Source organism: Thermomonospora echinospora (assembly GCF_900108175.1).
GTDB lineage: Bacteria > Actinomycetota > Actinomycetes > Streptosporangiales > Streptosporangiaceae > Thermomonospora > Thermomonospora echinospora.
Map to the genome: position 1 here is coordinate 45,903 of NZ_FNVO01000030.1, position 17,359 is coordinate 63,261.

At 65.6% G+C, this 17,359-nt stretch carries 19 protein-coding genes and 1 pseudogene; 9 read left to right on the forward strand and 11 right to left on the reverse strand.

The window, feature by feature from the left end; all coding sequences use genetic code 11:
- Positions 1 to 35: 35 nt before the first annotated feature.
- Both C4U03_RS35925 and C4U03_RS35930 read left to right on the forward strand, forming a co-directional pair.
- Entirely contained in the window at positions 36 to 551 is a 516-nt protein-coding gene (locus C4U03_RS35925) for an IS630 family transposase (RefSeq protein WP_103944269.1), read from the forward strand.
- Entirely contained in the window at positions 524 to 1,123 is a 600-nt protein-coding gene (locus tag C4U03_RS35930; protein ID WP_235018344.1) for a transposase, read from the forward strand. Before C4U03_RS35925 ends, C4U03_RS35930 begins: the two co-directional genes overlap by 28 nt.
- Before the next feature lie 190 nt (positions 1,124 to 1,313).
- Here the strand turns inward: C4U03_RS35930 and C4U03_RS35935 are convergent, their stop codons facing one another.
- Together C4U03_RS35935 and C4U03_RS40820 are read right to left on the reverse strand one after the other, a co-directional pair.
- Positions 1,314 to 1,712 (reverse strand): hypothetical protein, encoded by a 399-nt coding sequence (locus tag C4U03_RS35935; protein ID WP_103944270.1) that lies wholly within the window; start codon positions 1,710 to 1,712, stop codon positions 1,314 to 1,316.
- 924 nt (positions 1,713 to 2,636) lie between these two features.
- The gene (locus C4U03_RS40820) at positions 2,637 to 2,774 is read right to left on the reverse strand and encodes a hypothetical protein (protein ID WP_160147211.1); all 138 of its coding nucleotides are present in this window, start codon (positions 2,772 to 2,774) and stop codon (positions 2,637 to 2,639) included.
- 271 nt (positions 2,775 to 3,045) lie between these two features.
- Here C4U03_RS40820 and C4U03_RS35940 point away from each other — a divergent pair, with 271 nt between their 5' ends.
- Positions 3,046 to 3,447 carry a hypothetical protein gene (locus tag C4U03_RS35940; protein ID WP_146087645.1) on the forward strand — a complete coding sequence of 134 codons (402 nt, stop codon included), beginning with the start codon at positions 3,046 to 3,048 and terminating at the stop codon, positions 3,445 to 3,447.
- A gap of 54 nt (positions 3,448 to 3,501) precedes the next feature.
- Here the strand turns inward: C4U03_RS35940 and C4U03_RS35945 are convergent, their stop codons facing one another.
- Both C4U03_RS35945 and C4U03_RS35950 read right to left on the reverse strand, forming a co-directional pair.
- Positions 3,502 to 4,002 carry a helix-turn-helix domain-containing protein gene (locus tag C4U03_RS35945; protein ID WP_407701469.1) on the reverse strand — a complete coding sequence of 167 codons (501 nt, stop codon included), beginning with the start codon at positions 4,000 to 4,002 and terminating at the stop codon, positions 3,502 to 3,504.
- 241 nt (positions 4,003 to 4,243) lie between these two features.
- Positions 4,244 to 5,254 carry a hypothetical protein gene (locus tag C4U03_RS35950; RefSeq protein WP_103944273.1) on the reverse strand — a complete coding sequence of 337 codons (1,011 nt, stop codon included), beginning with the start codon at positions 5,252 to 5,254 and terminating at the stop codon, positions 4,244 to 4,246.
- Between the two features lie 30 nt (positions 5,255 to 5,284).
- Between C4U03_RS35950 and C4U03_RS42725 the strand changes: the two genes are divergently transcribed.
- The 3 genes from C4U03_RS42725 to C4U03_RS35955 all read left to right on the forward strand — a co-directional run bounded on the left by C4U03_RS42725 (position 5,285) and on the right by C4U03_RS35955 (position 6,974).
- A complete protein-coding gene (locus C4U03_RS42725; protein ID WP_268817576.1) occupies positions 5,285 to 5,410 on the forward strand; it encodes a hypothetical protein in 126 nt (41 codons plus the stop codon).
- Between the two features lie 242 nt (positions 5,411 to 5,652).
- On the forward strand, positions 5,653 to 6,090 hold the full coding sequence (locus C4U03_RS40170; protein ID WP_146087647.1) for a hypothetical protein: 438 nt from the start codon (positions 5,653 to 5,655) through the stop codon (positions 6,088 to 6,090).
- Entirely contained in the window at positions 6,087 to 6,974 is an 888-nt protein-coding gene (locus C4U03_RS35955; RefSeq protein ID WP_146087648.1) for a hypothetical protein, read from the forward strand. Before C4U03_RS40170 ends, C4U03_RS35955 begins: the two co-directional genes overlap by 4 nt.
- Here the strand turns inward: C4U03_RS35955 and C4U03_RS35960 are convergent.
- The 5 genes from C4U03_RS35960 to C4U03_RS35980 form a co-directional block, all read right to left on the reverse strand.
- Complete coding sequence (locus C4U03_RS35960) at positions 6,971 to 7,729, reverse strand: hypothetical protein (protein WP_146087649.1); 759 nt, start codon at positions 7,727 to 7,729, stop codon at positions 6,971 to 6,973. The two genes, C4U03_RS35955 and C4U03_RS35960, sit on opposite strands and share 4 nt — an antisense overlap.
- Before the next feature lie 424 nt (positions 7,730 to 8,153).
- Positions 8,154 to 9,080 carry a radical SAM protein gene (locus tag C4U03_RS35965; RefSeq protein ID WP_103944276.1) on the reverse strand — a complete coding sequence of 309 codons (927 nt, stop codon included), beginning with the start codon at positions 9,078 to 9,080 and terminating at the stop codon, positions 8,154 to 8,156.
- On the reverse strand, positions 9,025 to 9,579 hold the full coding sequence (locus tag C4U03_RS35970; RefSeq protein WP_103944277.1) for a hypothetical protein: 555 nt from the start codon (positions 9,577 to 9,579) through the stop codon (positions 9,025 to 9,027). Before C4U03_RS35970 ends, C4U03_RS35965 begins: the two co-directional genes overlap by 56 nt.
- Positions 9,576 to 10,169: a dTMP kinase gene (locus C4U03_RS35975; protein ID WP_103944278.1), complete on the reverse strand. Its 594-nt coding sequence runs from the start codon at positions 10,167 to 10,169 to the stop codon at positions 9,576 to 9,578. The genes C4U03_RS35970 and C4U03_RS35975 overlap by 4 nt, the downstream gene beginning before the upstream one ends.
- Before the next feature lie 240 nt (positions 10,170 to 10,409).
- Entirely contained in the window at positions 10,410 to 10,718 is a 309-nt protein-coding gene (locus tag C4U03_RS35980) for a hypothetical protein (protein ID WP_146087650.1), read from the reverse strand.
- A 1,149-nt stretch (positions 10,719 to 11,867) separates the two neighbouring features.
- Here C4U03_RS35980 and C4U03_RS35985 point away from each other — a divergent pair.
- Positions 11,868 to 12,644 carry a hypothetical protein gene (locus C4U03_RS35985; RefSeq protein WP_103944280.1) on the forward strand — a complete coding sequence of 259 codons (777 nt, stop codon included), beginning with the start codon at positions 11,868 to 11,870 and terminating at the stop codon, positions 12,642 to 12,644.
- Positions 12,645 to 13,140: 496 nt separating this feature from the next.
- Here C4U03_RS35985 and C4U03_RS35990 read toward each other — a convergent pair whose 3' ends face one another.
- Complete coding sequence (locus C4U03_RS35990) at positions 13,141 to 14,481, reverse strand: hypothetical protein (RefSeq protein WP_103944281.1); 1,341 nt, start codon at positions 14,479 to 14,481, stop codon at positions 13,141 to 13,143.
- A 455-nt stretch (positions 14,482 to 14,936) separates the two neighbouring features.
- Here C4U03_RS35990 and C4U03_RS35995 point away from each other — a divergent pair, with 455 nt between their 5' ends.
- Positions 14,937 to 15,377 (forward strand): hypothetical protein, encoded by a 441-nt coding sequence (locus C4U03_RS35995; RefSeq protein WP_103944282.1) that lies wholly within the window; start codon positions 14,937 to 14,939, stop codon positions 15,375 to 15,377.
- A gap of 382 nt (positions 15,378 to 15,759) precedes the next feature.
- Positions 15,760 to 16,715: pseudogene (locus C4U03_RS42280) on the forward strand (IS3 family transposase); the annotation flags it as partial.
- Between the two features lie 8 nt (positions 16,716 to 16,723).
- Here the strand turns inward: C4U03_RS42280 and C4U03_RS36010 are convergent.
- On the reverse strand, positions 16,724 to 17,359 hold a 636-nt coding region (locus tag C4U03_RS36010), incomplete at its 5' end, for an IS3 family transposase (RefSeq protein ID WP_146087652.1).

Here is a 17,359-nt window from a genome sequence, read left to right on the forward strand (position 1 = left end):
GGGTATGGGGAGGTGGGTTGTGTGAGCATCGCGGCATGCCCCCCAAGGTCGAGTCCGGCAACCACGAAGAGGCCGTCCCGCCGTTGACCCGGCCGCAGTTGGCCGAGGCGCGGCGGATGCGGGCGGCCGAACTGCTCAGGCAGGGCCGTTCCCAGGCCGAGGTCGCCCGGATGGTGGGCGTGTCGGCCGAGAGCGTGCGGCGCTGGAAGCGGCGCATGGAGGCGGGCGGGGTGGCGGCGCTGCGGCGCCGTCCGGCCACCGGCCGGCCCGCCAAGCTTGATGACGTCCAGGTCGAGAAGGTCCGCGTCGCGTTGGAACAGGGCGCCCAGGCCCACGGCTTCGACGCCGACCTGTGGACGCTGGAGCGGGTGGGGCAGGTGGTCGAGCGCGTGTGCGGCGTTCGACTGTCGCGGGCCTCGGTGTGGCGGCTGCTGACCGCTCGTTTGGGGTGGAGCCTGCAGCGCCCCCAGCGCAAAGCCGTCGAGCGTGATGAGGCCGAGATCGCCCGGTGGGTGGCGCACGAGTGGCCGCGGATCACAAGGGGGCGGTGAAGAACCGGGCATGGATCGTGTTCGTCGACGAATCGGGGGTTTCGCTGCTGCCTCAGGTGCGGCGCACCTACGCTCCCCGCGGCCGCACCCCGACCCTGCGGCACCGGCTGAACCGCAAACGCGCCTGTATGGCCGCCGCGCTGGGCTACCACGCCGCCGATGCCGGGCGTGGTGCGCGGTTGTGCTTCGATCTGCGTCCCGGCACCTATGACACCGCCGCGTTGATCGAGGTGCTCACCCAGCTCAAAGCGTTTTACCAGGGCGAACGCGTGGTGCTGATCTGGGATGGGCTGTCGGCGCACTGGAGCCGGGACATGCGCGCCTGGGCGGCCGGGCAAGACTGGCTCACCCTGGAGCGGCTGCCCGCCTACGCGCCCGAACTCAACCCGGTGGAGATGCTGTGGTCGGCCATCAAGACACGCGAGCTGGCCAACCTGGCCGGTGACCATCTTGCCGACGTCGCCGATGCCGCCGAGGCCGGCATCGGCCGCATCTGCCAGGACGACCGGCTCGCATGGTCCTTCCTGGCCCACACAGGGCTGAAAATCCACCCACCAACACCACAGAACTAACGAAAAACTCAGTAAGGGCTGACCTGGGGTTCATCGTCAACCACAGCGACTGCAGCCGGGGCCAAGGCGCGCATGGGGTGCTGCATCTGACCACGGTCCGGTACCTGCGGGGAGAACAGCGACGACATCCACGAAGCCTTCCTTACCCCGGGATGCGCGCTGATCTGCTGGCGGCGCCTGTCAAAACTCCTCAGAAGAGGACCTCGCCCTCACGCAGCAGCCAATCCCTGATGCTGGGTGCACTGTCCAGGAAACGACTGACTTCCGTCCCCTCGGTGCGCGAGGTCACCTTGGGCAGCGAGGCGAAGTCACCGGGGAGCACGTCCAACAGACCCCTGACGCGTTCTCCTGTGCGCAGAGCGATCAACAGCTCGCACCGCAGGTGAGGAGGGACGTCCGGGCGATGGGGCAAATCGCGCCACAGGGCTGGCCACAGGTAGTGGGTTCCTGCAGGAGCAGCGTTCGCCGCGACCCACGATGGCGGCAGGCGCTGGCTGAGACCAAGGTCGAGCGCCCGCTCTTCCAGCTCCAGCAGCGAGGCCGTGGCAACGGCCTTCAACTCCCGAGGCAGCGGCTTGTCCGAGTCCACTCACCCATGCTTCCTGACAGCGCCCCGGCGCCGCCGCCTCCGCGGCCGTCGCGAAGGCGATCTGACCCGCGCTGCGCGCCTGTGCCCACGGGCGGGGACGAGGGAAAGGCCCATAGCGTGCAGAGCACGAAGGCCCCTGGCTTTCCTGGGGCCTTCCCGTTGCCATCCAACCAACCGGCGCCTGCACCTCCGAAGGTACGAGACAGCACGAGTGTTAGGAAGACTAGGCGGACGACACCACCAGCACCCAGCCGCCGCCGCTGCGGAGACGATGGATGAGGCCCCGACCGTGCCCGCCGTACTTTAACCCTGACGACCGGAACCGGCTGACCATCCGGGACCAGGAGGTCGACAAGGCGTTCCGCGGTCGGCCACTGGGGCTCGACTGCGCGGCCGGGAGACGGTGCACGGCTTGCCCGGCGGGCCCAGCAGACCGGGCAGGTATTGCCACGTCCCTCGGCGTCCTGGTTGAGGGATGTCCGAGGCTTGGGCTTGCGGACGTGGACGATCGTCATGGGGAATCTCACCAACGTGCCGGGGGAACCGCGCCTCCAGCTCGAAGAACTTCAGCAACAGGCAGAAGCCCAGCCGCGTCGCACCGGTCTTGTTGGCCACCAACTGCCAGTCGTCATCCAGCAGCGTCCACGCCTCTACCAGCTCTTCCGGCTCCCATTCGCGCCGCACCACACATCCCCATTCGCCCGATCGGCCCCCCGGGTCGGAGACGCCCTCGAATGTCAGGGATGCGCTACCGCGCGGCACACCCGACTCGTGACGATCACGAACCGCAACCGTGACTGATCACAGAGCTACTTTGGCCCTGGGGTCACGTTCGGGAGAACACCGCCGGCTGGGGTCAGTACGTGGCAGGCGGCTGGAAGCTGCGGAGCCGGTTGCAGCAGCTTTCTCGGCAACACTTCGCGATCAGTTGGCCCGTGGGGAGTAGTCGACCACCGAGGTCAGTCCGCGTCCGGCCAGCTCCAGCACGCCATTGTCGATGACTCGTGGATTTGCTGCCGTCCAAGGCTCTTGTGCCCGCTTGTGGACAGCACTCTTGATCAAGGGGCGAACTTCGCAAATAGTGTTGATCATTGCCGGATGTCGGCGGTCGCCACAGGCTGCCTGGTTTTCGCCGTACGACCCGAGGGGATTAATGAAACACACACGAAAGCTCACGGCGGTGATGTTCTTCGCTGCAGCCGGATCCCTCGCACTTCCGGTCGTAGCCGGGAACAGCGACCCGCAGCCTCCCCCCAACGTGGAGGGCGCAGCGATACCCGCGCCGCCGCCGACTCCAGGCACGGAGACTACGCAGGCGAGGCGCGCGCGCCCTATGAACGGCCAACTCGAAGCCACTGTCCGTGCACAGGCCGACCGTCACATGGCGGCAAGCGCACCGCTCAACGCAATGCTCGCAGGAGCCGACTACGAGATCGTGCGCGAGGGCCCCTGGAACCGGAAACGCAGCAGGGCCGCAATCGGCGTGGTGCGGGAACTCAAACTGTCCCGGCCAGTCGATACGGCGATGAGGAAGTGGCCGGCGCTCATCTGGGACGACAGCGGCGACACCTATCTCAGCCGGGGCTTCAACGCCTCCTACAGCGACATGAGCACGCTCGTCGTCTACATCGACGCCAGCCGCGGTGTGGTGGCCCTCACGCCGGGGCCGGAGGCCAAGGTCGTTGTCGGACCGGGCAATGAATGGACCAAGTCCCTCAAGAAAGGCTCCCACTGATGGGACATGAGAACCAGGAAGACGCCACCGATAAGAGCTCTATCGTCATGATGATCATGGCGGTCCTGCGACGTCGAGCGCGGCGAACAGATTCGTCGTGCCATGGCGCACGTAGTTATGTGTACGTTGCTCGGTGCTGCCGAACGAGATCGGCAGCACCGGCTGTATCCGATCCAGAGCCTGGATCTGGGTCTTCTCGTCCACCGACAGCACCACCGCGCCCACCGGAGGGGCCAGGTAGAGCCCGACGACATCGATCACCTTCTCGGCGAAGTCCGGATCCGTGGACAGCTTGAAGGTGCCCTGCCGGTGCGGCTTCAGGTCATGTTCCCGCCATATCTGCGCGATGAAGTTATGGAAGACATAGATCCCCTCACGTTTCAGGCGTCTGGCCATCTCGCGGCTCGACCAGTGACTTAAACCGGTCTCCGCGGGCGGCGAAATGCGAGTCAGCGCCATGATTCTGGAACGCACCGAGCTCGGCACCTCACGCGGACGGCCCGTCGGTTTACGGTCTGCCAGGCCATCGATTCCCAAGCCCTGATAACGGCTCAGCTATCGATACACCTTCTGCTTCGTCGTCCTCAGCGCGCCGGCGATCTCGGCGACCGGCCGCCCCTCATCACGCCACAGCACCATCCGTGCCCGATCGCATACGGCCGCAGCGACGTTCCGGTCACCGGCAAGTGCCAGCAACTCTCGGCGTTGATCCTTCGATAACTTCACGGCAGCCATGCTGGCAGACGGCCGCCAGAAAATCTCAGGCTTTCAATTGCGAGACACTAGTCAGCGCCCGTCATTCGGTCTTTTCGCTACCGTCCATCGAAATAGTGAATTCCAGGGTCTCTTTCTCGCCTTGGCGAACCTCTGGCAAATGTGTTTGCATCTCGGTGATTCGCAACGCTACGGTGATCATGAACTGCTGGCAGTACCTGAAGTCGTTAACGGTCGGTGTGTAGTCCTTCGGACGCTGAACGAACAGATCCGGGTCCATGCGCATGATCCATGGGCACAGGGACCGGAAACGTACGTACTCGTCGTAGGCGATACCCAGGCTCATCACTCGCAGGGCCTGTTGAGCCGGATCTGCGAACATCGCCACCTGATCGAGCAGCTCTGCGATCAGGTCGATCTCCTTCCTTGCCGCGCGGGAAGGTCGAGCCTCGAGGAGCGTCGCGATCCGCGCAGACAACAGCGGTACGCCTATCTGTGGGCCGAAGGCGAACGCCTGTCTGGCGCCCTTGGCGGACACATACTCGTCGAAGAGGTCGTCAAAGGCGTTCACCAGGAGGGCCATCGCCTTGACGTGTTCGCCTGCATCCCACGCCGCTGCCGCCCGCTTGAGGGCGCTCCGGGTGTCTTCATGCGTGACGAGGTCGGCCATGTCGATCTCGTTGAAGGCCGCCCCGAACACCCTCGGGGTGTTGTCCTCGAAGAACGCGGTCACATCACCGCGGGCCTGCTCGACGGTCGGCGTGCCGGGGAGCGCACCGACGTGCTTGAAGTTGTTCCGCGCTCGGTTAAGCCTGTCCATGGCGACCTTGCCGGACAGCACGATCCCGTTCGCCAGCTTGTTAGGGTGCAGTTCGTCCCAGTACCTCATGAACTGGATGTGGTTGGGCAGCGTCGCGCCGAGATGCTCGCCAGTGAGCACGAGGAAGTGCTCGACGGCGTCGTGGAACGATAGGACGCTGGTGAAGTTGAGCGGTTCCGGCAGCCGGGACTGATCGACGCCCTGCTGGTACAGGAGGCGGATGAACGCCAGGCGCTTCATGGTGAGCGGGTCAAGGATCGTCGAGCCGGTCATAGCGCCATCTTCCCGTCAACCCCGATCGGGTTGGGCAACCGCATGCTCGGCGGCCTGGACGACCTCAAAGCCACCATCACCGCCCGGCTGCAGCACCAGCCCGACCTGCTCGCCGGCTTCCTGGCCCACACCGGCCTTCCCCTCCACCTAGCCTGACCTTGAAAATTCAACCTCAGTATCAGCCGGTTCTTCGCGGCGGCGTTGATCCTCCAGCAACATGTATCCATAGACCCGCAAAGGCAGAAGCCTCTGCTGACGCCGGAGTGGCTCGTCGGTCGCTTATGACTGCTGGGAACTCGTGTGAAGCCGTGGCTCGTAGCAGCCACGCGTGCCAGCCTGGGGGAGTGCCCCGTTGCTATCCGCCCTTATCGCAGCGTCAGCTGAGCGTTCTGCAGTGGGTGGCCGAAGGCTGCCCTGCCGGTCGATGGGACGGCTTCACCTACAAGCAGAGCGCGTACGCGCTGGCTGACCGTGGACTGGTCACGATCAAGCGGCGCCGCAACTCCTGGAACGCGACGATCACCGACCACGGCCGCTACTACCTCGAACACGGCCGCTACCAGCCCGCAGAGCAGGCCGTGCCGCCTCCACGGCAGCATCCCCGCCGGGCAACACGAGAGCAGACGAAAGCCTCACCGCCCTCCCCGGCCATCGAGGAGGTCTCGGCGCAGGCACTCTTGGCCAAACTGACGCACGGCGGTGTGCTCACCGTTCCTGACCCACCGGCTCCCGTGCGGGGGCGTATCGGCGGGCGATCAGCAGAGCGATCACCGAGAGGCTGGTTCCCGAAGGGCATGTGCTCAGGCACACAGGCCGCGACAGAGGCGACCTGGTGATCCAGCTGATCAGCGTGGATGAGGTTCCACCGCAGCCAGAACCGCTACCCTCCATCCCCGTACCACAGTCGCTGCATGGCAGCCATGAAGCGGTCCGTGCGCTGCGCGACACCCCGGGACTGCTGCATGTGTCAGCCAAGACGAAGGACCGCGCCCTGCTGATCGCGCAAGCTATCGCCGACGAATGCGGCCGCCGCGGCTATGCTTTCGGGCTTCGTCACGAGGGCGAACCGGGCTTTCAGATCACCAACGATGACATATGCTTCGAGTTCACACTGGCGGAGGAGCTCGAGCGCGGCGAGGTCATGGACAGCGAGAAGCTGGCGGCGGCCAAGTACGACTGGCAGCGCGTCCCCTCCTCCCTCGGCCAAGTCTTCTCCGGCAGGCTGATCCTGCGGCTCGAGGCAGGATACGGATCGACGTTTTGGGCCGACCGTAAGCGGTGGAACCTCGACCAAAAGCTCCCAGCGGTGTTCAAGGAGATCGCTGATCGCACCGCGGCCCAGCTCGAGGCACGCGACCGCGCGCAAGCGGAACGGCTGCGGCGCCGGCAGGCATGGGAAGAGGCGATACCGCGCGCCAAGCGCGCATACCTCGACGCGCTGAATCGCGATCGTCTTCACCGGCAGGCAGCCAGATCAGCCGAGGCCGAAGCACTTCGAAGCTACTGCGCACGCCTGAAAGATGCCATTGACGCCTGCGACGACCCGCGCCAGGCGCAGCGCATCATGGAGTGGACGCAGTGGGCGCAAAGCGAAGCCGACCGCATCGACCCTCTCCACGATCTGGACTCCTTGACCTATGTCACGCCTGCAACCATTGAACCTTCTGACTTTGATGAGTTCATGCCGCCTGGCATGAGCGCCTATCGACCGCCGGACTAGTCGTCGGTCTCCTCAAAACGGAGCGTCTCCACCGGCGTTCCGAGCTCACGTTGCAACCGTGATGCCTCGGAAGCATGACCGGCAGCCTTCAACGCGTCGATCGCGGACTGGGCCAGCTCACCGACCCTGCGAACCTCCTTGCGCAGCTCCACAAGCTCATCGAAGCGCTCCACCGCATCGACGCCGCACCAAGAAAGCAGGATCTCTCTGCGAGGCCTGTAGTAGTCGTTGTCGAACTTGGCGCAGAACTCAGGTTCAAAATAATGGTCGTTGCTGCGGCGCCCGCCACGTGACCACCTGCCATGAATCGCCTCGTAACGGGCCTTGCGTTCCTCATTGCGCACTTGCAGCAGGAACGGCTCAGGGTTCCGCCGCACCGCAGTCGTAGCAATCAGTTCAGTGACTTCCCATGGCGCGACCAGCACTCCATCCTCGACGAATGCATCCGGATGCCCGGTCAGCTGCTGCTCATCCAGCCCCAGCTCCAACGCCAGACGAGCCGGGTCGGTGATACAGACCACTCCTGAGGAGCGATGATCGAGCCATACCTTCTCCTCATCGAACAACTCCTCAATGACACCCTCGGCGACGCTCTCCCGCGGGTCGTCAAGAGACAGGCCGGACGCGTTGACCCGTTCCCACCGCGCTTCCCGGGCCCGATACTCCTCCACCTGCTCCCACGGCACCTTCAACCGGGCGGGCGGCACCCATTCCTCACGCCCTTCGAATGAGACATCGACGAACCGGACCAGCACACGCGGCGGTCGACGAGTCCCGAACCGGACAATCGAGACCTCTACAAGGTCATCGGCTCGGCGAGCCCGATACGCCCACGCCTCTCCTGCTTCCACTCTTCCATAATCGCACCCTGCACACCCACCAGCGGGCCTGACGAATCATCCCGACCAGTGATCAAAGAGGAAATGATCTCTGCAAAGGGCGTGCATCGACGGGCTCCGCTTCTCAGCTGCGGCCAAGGACGGGTTCGCACCGACAGCAGGAGCAGCTCTCCTCCAGGCCCCATACCTGCGGCAAACGCTGAGACACCCTCGAGCAGACGCCAGACGGCAGTCAACCCTGGCACTAGGGCGACTGCCTCAAAGGGGACGTCGTCGCGGCCAGGCCGCTGCCGATTCTTTTCTCTGGCGCGGCGGTGTCGCCGCGCCAGACGAGCAGTGGCTACTCCAAGACGATCATCGTTCGTTCGAGGTACTTGTCCAGATGATGCGTCTTGTAGGGAAAGGCGTCCCACAACTGTTGGACGGTCTGGGTGTGAAGGTTGCCGAAAGGCACGATGCAGTCGGGCTCTTGCCACACGGGCGAGGCCACGGCCCGTCCATCGGGTTCGATCAAGATGGCGTGGCCGGCGCCGATACGCATCCAGTCGGCGATGGTGATCCGCGGCTTCCAGCCGTTGCGCTCGCGTTCGGCCTGCAAATGCTCATACAGGCGGTCGAGTTCCTCACCAGTAGTGAAGTCTTCAAACAGGTTCTTGCTGAGCCCCTTGGGGATGGTGGTGAGGATCTTGACTTTCTTGGCACCGAAGATGTCGCCGGTCTGCGCAATGTAGTTGATCACATGCTTGTTGCGGCCCATGTACACGCAGATGACCGACAGGGGGATCTCCTCCTCGGCCAAGCGCCGCAGGCCACGGATGACCTTGTCATACTGGCCGCGGATGGCGTTGTGCTGGCGACGAGGCCCGTCCACGGTGACGTCGACGTAGTGGACCAGGTCGCGCAGACGGGCTGCGGCGTCGCGGGTGATGAGGCTGGCGTTGGTGGACAGCACGATGCGCTCGAACTTGCCCTGGGCGTGTTCCAGGACGCGCCAAAAGTGCTTGTAGGCCATGGGCTCACCGCCAGAGAAGATGATGCGCCGCATCCCTGCCAGCTTGTCGATCATAGCGAGGACTTCGTCGGGGGCGCGGGTGCGGATGCCGGGCGGCTCAGAGCAGTACACACAGCGGAAGTTGCAGTTGCGGGTGAGCTGGAACGTCAGGCTCAGCGGCCGGTCCATGGCCGCGACCAGTTGTTCGGTCTTGACGTTGTCAGTGCTGGTGAAGCACTGGGCCTCGTCGTCGAACTGGACGGTCGGCAGCAACATCGGTGCCTCCTTGAGGGTGCAAGAGGACTTCTTCGAGCCGGGGACAGCGCGCCAAGGCTTGGCCAACGAGGCCGTCGCCGCCACAGATGGCAATGCCGTACTCGCCGGCCAGCAGCGCGATGGCCACACTCGCCTTGTGGTGACCGATGCCACGCAGCGCCGTCAACCGTCGCAGCAGTACAGGAGCCGACGGCTCATCGCTCCACAGGCGGCGAGGCTGGCCGCCGTAGTCGCGCACCAGCACCTGGCAGGTGCCGATGACGTTACGGGCCATGGTGGTGGCGAACGGGTGCACGGCGGGTTTGCGGCGTAGCACGTCAGCCAGATCCCCGGCGTCCAAGACGGCCAGGTCTGCGGCGTCCAGGCCGCCGAGCCGGTCGCCGAGCCGGGCCGGGGCACACCAGGCCGTCTCCGCGCGGATCCGCTGGTTGAAGATCACACCAAGCAGGAATTCGAGGTCACCGCCGGGAGCGTCCAAGTCGGGCAACCGCAGGGTCATGGGAGTCCTCCTGTGCAGCAGTTCACCAGCCAGCCGGTGAGCGCTTCTTGATCGCCGATGTCGGCATTATTGGCGATCTTGTAGGGGACGTCCAGCCTCCGCATCCGTTCCGCATACCGGATGTACAGGGAGAACTCGTTCGTAGACCCTTTTTGCAGCCGGGTCGCCGAAGAACGTGCGTTCAAGCGTTCACGAAGCGCATCGGCAGGAACGTACAGCACTACGTTGAGCGTCGGTAGCGGAAAGGATTCATTCAGCCGGTCGATGACGTCTTCTGCGACACCGTCACCAGTATGGAAGATGTAGCTGGACAGGATGTAACGGTCGCAGATGACCGTGCGCCCGGCAGCCAGAGCCGGTTCGAGTTCGGCGTCCACGTGCCAGCGCCGGTCAGCAGCGATGGCTTTGGCCAAGGCCAGACCGGTCAACCGCTGCTCATTGCCGAGGTCGAATCGCGGTGTGGGCTCCTTGGTGATCAGCACCTTGGAGGCCCCCGGCGTACCGGTGATCCGTTCGGCCAGCGCGGCGCACAAGGTCGTCTTCCCGACGCCCTTCGGACCCTCAAGCGCGATGAACCGACCTCGCACCATGGCGGCCTACCGCAGTGCAAGATTGCAGGGATGACACCAGCAAACGGCCAGCCGCAATGCAAGGAGCACATGCACCCGAAATCACCCCTGTGTCCGTTATCGGCCAGGATCTATCGACCGATTCACCCCGGACAGTAACAGAGGCAGCAATTCTTCTAAAGAAAGAAAACTGATGCCATCCGGACAGGGGCGGATGCGCCTCTTTGTGTCCAATGCCCTGGACACAACACTGCGGCTGCGTTAACGCCGGGCGTTGAGCTGCGCGATCTTTCCCGTCACAGCCGCGTTGAGATCGGTACCGGTCAACGCCGCCAGCAGCGCAACGCACACGATCACGTCAGCCATCTCAGCACCAAGGGAGTCCTGGCTGTACTGGCCAGCCTTGTCCCGCCGGTGGATTCCGGCATGCCCGAGAACCTCCGCATGAAGTTCACCGGCCTCCTCACCGAACTTGGCCGCCTGCGCCAGCAAGAACACCCGTGGATCCTCGTGGTCCAGGTCGAGATAGGAAGCCAGCCAGCGAGCCTGGCCTTCGGCCCACTTGGCCACCTGCCGCAGCGTGAGCCCCTGTAGGTCTGTGGAATCTGGCCGCGGCCGCGGACCGGGAAGGTGCTGCTCGTGCGGTGCTAGCCTCATCATGCCTCCGCATCCAAGTGATGAACCGCCCAGTTCGGGCATGACGTTAAGCCCTACCCCGCGCGGTCCCATTCAGGGGGTCACGCTAGCGGCCTGCCCGTGCTGGCATGGCCTGTCCGCGCGGAAATCTTCCAATCAACGCCGCGCCCGCTCTAGGCCAACGGTCACCGGTCGCAGCAGGGGCCACGTAGCAGACCTCACCAGGCCGCCATGGGCCCGTCGACGGACGGCGGCCCTCACCCAACTGGGCTTCCCCTCTCAAGAGCCGGTCTGGCGTGCGTGCAGCCGCAGGTGGCTTTGCGATGCGACCAGTGCTGTGGGGCAGCAGCGCAGTTTGCACAAGATGGTCCGAGTCTTCAGCCGGGTGATGGTGAGCTCGCCATAGCCACGGAGGCGGGTGGGGGCGTGGTTCGGATCTTTCTGTGGCTCGTGCTTGTCGCGACCGCAGTAGTGTCTGCGACACAGGTCAAGCCGTGCGGGGATGCGCTGTGAAGCAAACCGTTCCCGTACCGCCGCCTGAGCGACACCAAAAAAATATACAATGTAAAGGTAGCGGATTGAAGCCATACCAGAGGCCGCCATGCTGCAGCTGAACCTGTATCTGGCCAGCGGCCTGGGCACGCACCGTGCTGGGCCTCTGGGTGCACATTGTCGGCACACCCCCACACCGGCGCGGATTCCAGGTCCACCCCAAGCGGTGGGTGGCCGAACGGCCCCTGGCCTGGCCGACCGCCCACTGTAGGTCGGCCCGCGACTATGAACGCCACACGCAGACTGGGACACTCCAGCATCACCACGATGGAAAAGTACCTGCCCATACTTCTCGGGAGGACGATGCAGCCCTCAGCTGCGGAACCGCGCCTACGCAGCAGATCAAGTTCGGTGAACCGGCCCGTGGGCCTGACCAGGAGGCCTCACTACCGTTCGCATCCAACAGGATCGGGTCGGAGGGATGCTGTAAGTACAGCCGAGAGCAGTCTGTGAGCCCACCGACGCTTGGCCGGAACCTCTCGTCACACTGAGCCGTCAAAGCCCGACAGGGGAGGGGAAGGGCGGTGAGACATGGCTGAGAACACCGAGGTGCTATCGGTATACGTGGCTTGTCTACGGCAGATCTGGGCCAGGCACGGGGCACCGGGTGCGGAGGAGATCGCCAGCCGAACCCAGGGGCAGATCTTTCCCATGTCAGCGCCTCAGGTCGAGGCGTACCTGCAGGGTGAGGCGATCCCCGAGAGCTCGATGGAGCTCCACGTCCTGCTGTACGGGATCACGGATGGTTACGGGCGAGCGTGGTCCAAGGGACCCGAGGAGCCCGAATCCGAAGTCATGACAGCGTTGCGGCTATGGCGCGAGGTCACGGACACGCCCAAGGGGCCTGACACTACCCCGCTGCCCGTTGTGCCCGACCGCATCGACCCCTCGCCCCCTGATATCGCTCCCTTGCCCCCTGATTTTGCGGCGTCGCCGCAAGACATCATGGAGGTGGCCATCGAAGTTGCCACCTACTTGGGGGCTGCCGGCATCGGCGGGATCATCGGCAACCGAACCGACTCCGTCGTGGTACGGGCCGCCTCAAGGCTGTTCCAGTCCGTACGGGACCGCTGGCAGAGCCGAGGAGCGGACACTGATGGACCTCTCAGCGAGGAAGAAGCCGTTGACGCCGCCATCGCCGCCGCGCTTGCGCACGACTACCGCCTGGAGTCCCTCCGGGTGGCCAGTACCGAACAGCGGTCTGATGGTTCCTGGCGCGTGTCTTTGACCGCACCACACCTCACGCTGCGAGTTCTAGTACCGGCAGGCGACCCTGCCGACGCCACCATCCTGATCATCCCGGAATGAGTGCCCTCTCCAAAAGCCACAGGGGCCGTCCCTGCCTTTGAACCCCTGTACGACGATCTTGATTTATGAAGAGACTCCGGCACGCGGGTGCCGCTCCGAACAGCTCCGAAGGTCGGCGAGCCGCACGAACACCCGGGATTTCCGCCCACCCTGCACACCTCGACGACGCCCCGTCGCCAAAGCCCTTTCCTACCGATCAAAGGTGCTCACAGGGCCATGTAAGCACCCGCCCCCGAATACGACACGGTCGAATACGGCAGGACACCAGTCCCGCCCTCCCGCTGCTCGCTCTCTCCCGTCACTCCCGCCGCTCGTGCCCGTTCTCGGTGCCGCCCGGCCGCGCTGACCACGCCCGGTCAGCAGCCGCCGGGGGATTTCCGGCTCCTCTGGAGACACCCACGCGCGCACGCAAAGGACGGCCGCGTGGTGCGTGGTGCCGGGTCCGGCCCGCAGAGGCCGCACGCCCGGTTGATGCGGTGATCCCAGGGAAGCTATTTCACCGCCGTCGCCACCAGCGCCACAGCTTGCCCACCCGCTGTTCTTCGTCTCGTCGGCGCAGGACTTGCCGGTTGGAGTACAGGGACAACCCGTCGGCAGTCCGCCACACGCGGTACGGGCCGAACCCGCCGCTATGCATCGTGTTCACCTGGGTGCATTGGTTGTACTCCATGAAGTCGATCACAAAGTACGTACCGCTGAGTCGTCTGGCGTCGATCTCCAGATTCACGCGCAGGATCTCGGTGATCTCCTCGAACGAACCGTTGACCAGCCCCTTTACCCCCCAGGCCTTGCGGAGGCTGTCGTACTCGGCCTGCAGCCGGTCCTGGTCGATGACCGGAGTCGCCTCGATCGCGTCGGTGAAAGCCTCGATCGCCGCAGATACGGTGGCCGCCCTCACCTCGGTGTCCTTGGTGACCCGGGTCTTCGCTCCGGTTCCCTGCGGGCTGTCCTGCGTGCCCTCGGTTGCGTTCTCAGCCCCGGGAAGCACACCGAGGTCGAGCGGCGCCGACACGCGGACGAAGCTGTCAAGGTGGGTCCCGCTGGCGACGCGAACGCTTCGATCCTGGCCGGGAATGCCGACTATGGCGCGCACGCTGTTACCGCCCAGGTCGTCGGGCCCGCGTCCGACCAGGTGGAACACCTCGCCGACCAGTCGCTGCGTATGCGGGTCCCAGAGTTGTACGCCCGCGTTCTGCCGTTTGGTGAAGCCGAGGGCCAGAAGGGTCCGGTCACCCAGGGGAACAGGAGTCAGTGCGTCGACGCTGACATCGAAGTTGGCCTGTATCACCCGTTTTTCGGTGCGCAGATTCCACACGGCGACCTTGTGCTTTGTCGCAATGGCGACGAGGGAATCGCCGTCGGCGCCGGTGAGGAAGACCATGTCATCCGGCCTGTCGGAGCTGTCCAACCTGAGGTCGCGCCGCCGCCACTCCCCGGCGCCGGCGGACCCGTCCGGGGCCCAGAGTTCCATGCGGCCGTCGTAGCCTACGACGGCGAATCCGGCCTTCTCATCCCCGAACCGCCCGCCTGCCAAACGGAGGAGTAGGGGATCGCCGACGGCGGCCCGGAAGACGGTACGACCGCTTTCGGGATCAATGACACGCACCCCCTCCTGCTCCGAGGTGACGATCAGCCCGGGTGCGGCGGCGGTCGCGGGTACAACGGCCATGGCCCAGGCAGCGCTCACGTCGACCTGCAACAAGGGCGATCCGGCGTCGCTCAAGTCCAGCGGATCCCACAGCGTGAGCTGCTCGCTCCCCCAGCTCACCAAAGCCCACGCCCCGGACCCAAGCCGCACGGCACCGAGCCCCACCACATCGACCTCGTCGACGTTCACGGGCCCGCCGACAAGATGCCCTGACTGCGGATCCCACAGCCGCACGGACCCGCCCGCGTCCCCGCTTGCCAATAGGCACCCGGCCGTCAGCCGCTGGGACGGCCGCCAGAGACCGGACTGGCCGCTCGTGACCGCGCAACTCGTGTGATCCGCCCATACCCGCTAACCCTAAGCACCCGCCATGGGACCGGTCCCGCCTTCGGCTGATCTCAGCAGCGCGGGGGCCACTCCTCTCTCCTCAGGTGGAGTGCCCTTCCCGCTGGGGTGCGGCCGTCCCGGCGGTGCTCTCGCCGGAGCAGAGCGGCGCTACAGCCTGACGGAATACGACACCGTCGAATACGACATGGCACCGGTCAAGGTCTGTCGCCACGTGCCGGGGGCATGTGCCCTGTGTCCAGTCCGCGCGAACGCTTCAGGTTCCGAACTAACTCTTCAGGGAAGCTGCGGGTCCGGGCATGATCAGCGCCATGGAGGTCCTCACGCTGCAGCGCCGGTTCCGTCCCTGGCGCTATGGAGTCAGCCACTCAGAGCTGCTGATGCATGGCCATGCCGACGCGAACGGTGACGAGCACATCAACGTCCTGTTCGAAGACGTCCGTGCCGTCAAGCTCCGCACGTTCTACGACCCGCTGGTCCTCCAGCCGGCAGACGAGCAGACACGCCTCAGCATCCTGGACTTCGCCCAAGTGCCCGCCCGGTTCCACGCCCGGTTCCTGTGCCTGACCTTGCCTACGCCGGACGCCGAGCCGGGCTTCATCGCCTGTGCTCGCGCCACCGTCTTGTCCACCTCCACCGACCGCGCCGGCATCTACGACTGGACCGACCGTTCGCGCGTGCTTCACGACCTGCGTCCGATCGAGCCGAGGGACCCTCATTCCACTGAAGGCGCAAGGTAAGTCCGAACGAGATCAGCAGCGGTTGTTCGGACTTACCCTCCAACCCGCAGGTCATCGCCTCAGGCCCTGCAGAGTCAGCCCGGACGAAACCCCCGTGAGGCCGGGTACGCCTCGCCGCGCGCTGCTCAGCCCGAGCATCTGCAGGAAGAATGACCGCCGCCCCGTTGCCGGGTGCCTTACCTGTCCACGCGGCGGCCGCGCTGCCCGCACCGTCACGGCCGAGGGACCGCGCGCCCGGCGCGAGGGGGTGTGGGGGTCGGCGCGACCCCCACAAAGAAGCCACGCCCGAAGGGTGTGACCGCTAGAGAGGTTGGGCCCTCCCCCTGGAGTGTGGACACCTTGAGTGCCGGATCATGGAGATCTGGAGATCAAGGAGTCCTTTGTGGGCATGAAGGTGTACCCGCCTGAGTTCAAAGCGGACGCCGTCGCGTTGTATCTGTCGGACCCGACGCGCACGTACGCGTCGGTGGCCAGGGACCTGGGCATCAACCGCGAGACGCTGCGGTTGTGGGTCCGCAACGCCCGGACCGGGCAGGCCGGGCAGGAGACCGTCACGCCCGCCGCGACCCGGCGGCCGCGGCAGGCCGCTACCGCCTCGGCCGCCGGGCCGGCCCCTTCGGAGGCGGTGCTGGAGGAGGAGAACCGGCAGTTGCGGGCCCGGGTCCGCGAGTTGGAGGCCGAACGCGACATCCTGTGCCGGGCGGCCAAGTATTTCGCCGGGGAGACCAGCTGGTGAGCCGCTTGCGGTTCGTCGCCGACCACCGTGCGCTGTTCGGCGTCAAGCGGCTGTGCCGGGTGCTGGGAGTCTCCCGCTCCGGGCTCTACCGGTGGCAGGCCACCGCCGACGCGCGGGCCGAGCGGGTGCGCGCTGACACCGAACTGGCCGCACAGATCACTGAGGTTCATGCCGCCTTCGACGGCACCTACGGCAGCCCGCGCGTCACCGCCGAACTACGCGGCCAGGGCTTGCGCATCAACCACAAGCGGGTGGAGCGCGTCATGCGCTGCTTCGGCATCGTTGGGGTGCACCTGCGCCGCAAGGTCCGCACCACGGTGCCCGAGCCGGATGCGGCACCGGTGCCGGACCTGCTCAGGCGTGAGTTCACCGCCCCGGCCCCCAACCGCAAGTACGTCGGGGACATCACCTACCTGCCCATCGCGGGCGGTGAGTTCCTCTACCTGGCCACCGTCCTGGACCTGGGCTCGCGCCGCCTTGCGGGCTGGTCGATCGCCGACCACATGCGCACCGAGCTGGTCATCGACGCACTGCAGGCCGCTGCCGCCACCCGCGGCGGGAACCTGGACGGGGTGAGCTTCCCCCCGTTGCACGGACACCAACGGTGAGGTCACTCGTGGGCATCTGAGGGCAGGTTGAGCCCTTCGAATGCGACGGGGCTGCGCATTCCGATGCTGGAATGACGCCTGTGAGAATTGTACCAGCATTCGATCCATTCGAAGACCGCGCCGGCCGGCTCTTCTCTGGCTTTCCACGTCCGGGTGTCGAGCAACTCCAGTTGCATCGTCCCCCAGAACGACTCCATCATGGAATTGTCGTAGCAGTCACCGACCGTGCCCATCGAGCCGAGCAGCCCGGCGTCCCGCAGACGTTTCCCGAACGCCCATGACGTGTATTGCGTTCCGTGGTCGGAATGCAGAATTGTCGAGCGGGGTGGCGGGTTGCGTCGTGTGACGGCCATGGCGAGTGCGTTGATGACCAGGTCGGTGTCTTGGCGGGTGTCGATCGACCAGCCGATGATGCGCCCGCAAGAGGCGTCCAGCACGGCGGCGCAGTACAGTTTCCCTTCCGTCGTGGGGTGTTCGGTAATATCGGTGAGCCACAGCCGGTCGGGGCCGGCGACGTCGAAGTGGCGCTGCACCAGGTCCTCCTCCGTCGCGGCGTTCACCAGGTCGCGGCGCCCTCGCCGCCGGTAGACGCCCTGCAGCCCGGCCCGGCGCATCAGCCGCTCCACCCGCTTGCGGTT

What these genes read in the sequence shown, in the direction of transcription:
- C4U03_RS35965 (WP_103944276.1), bottom strand. Translation starts at nt 9,080, where the DNA reads ATGTTGCTGCCGACCGTCCAGTTCGACGACGAGGCCCAGTGCTTCACC.
- C4U03_RS35985 (WP_103944280.1), top strand. Translation starts at nt 11,868, where the DNA reads ATGGCTGAGAACACCGAGGTGCTATCGGTATACGTGGCTTGTCTACGG.
- C4U03_RS35940 (WP_146087645.1), top strand. Translation starts at nt 3,046, where the DNA reads ATGAACGGCCAACTCGAAGCCACTGTCCGTGCACAGGCCGACCGTCAC.
- C4U03_RS35970 (WP_103944277.1), bottom strand. Translation starts at nt 9,579, where the DNA reads ATGACCCTGCGGTTGCCCGACTTGGACGCTCCCGGCGGTGACCTCGAA.
- C4U03_RS35925 (WP_103944269.1), top strand. Translation starts at nt 36, where the DNA reads ATGCCCCCCAAGGTCGAGTCCGGCAACCACGAAGAGGCCGTCCCGCCG.
- C4U03_RS35975 (WP_103944278.1), bottom strand. Translation starts at nt 10,169, where the DNA reads ATGGTGCGAGGTCGGTTCATCGCGCTTGAGGGTCCGAAGGGCGTCGGG.
- C4U03_RS35950 (WP_103944273.1), bottom strand. Translation starts at nt 5,254, where the DNA reads ATGACCGGCTCGACGATCCTTGACCCGCTCACCATGAAGCGCCTGGCG.
- C4U03_RS35995 (WP_103944282.1), top strand. Translation starts at nt 14,937, where the DNA reads ATGATCAGCGCCATGGAGGTCCTCACGCTGCAGCGCCGGTTCCGTCCC.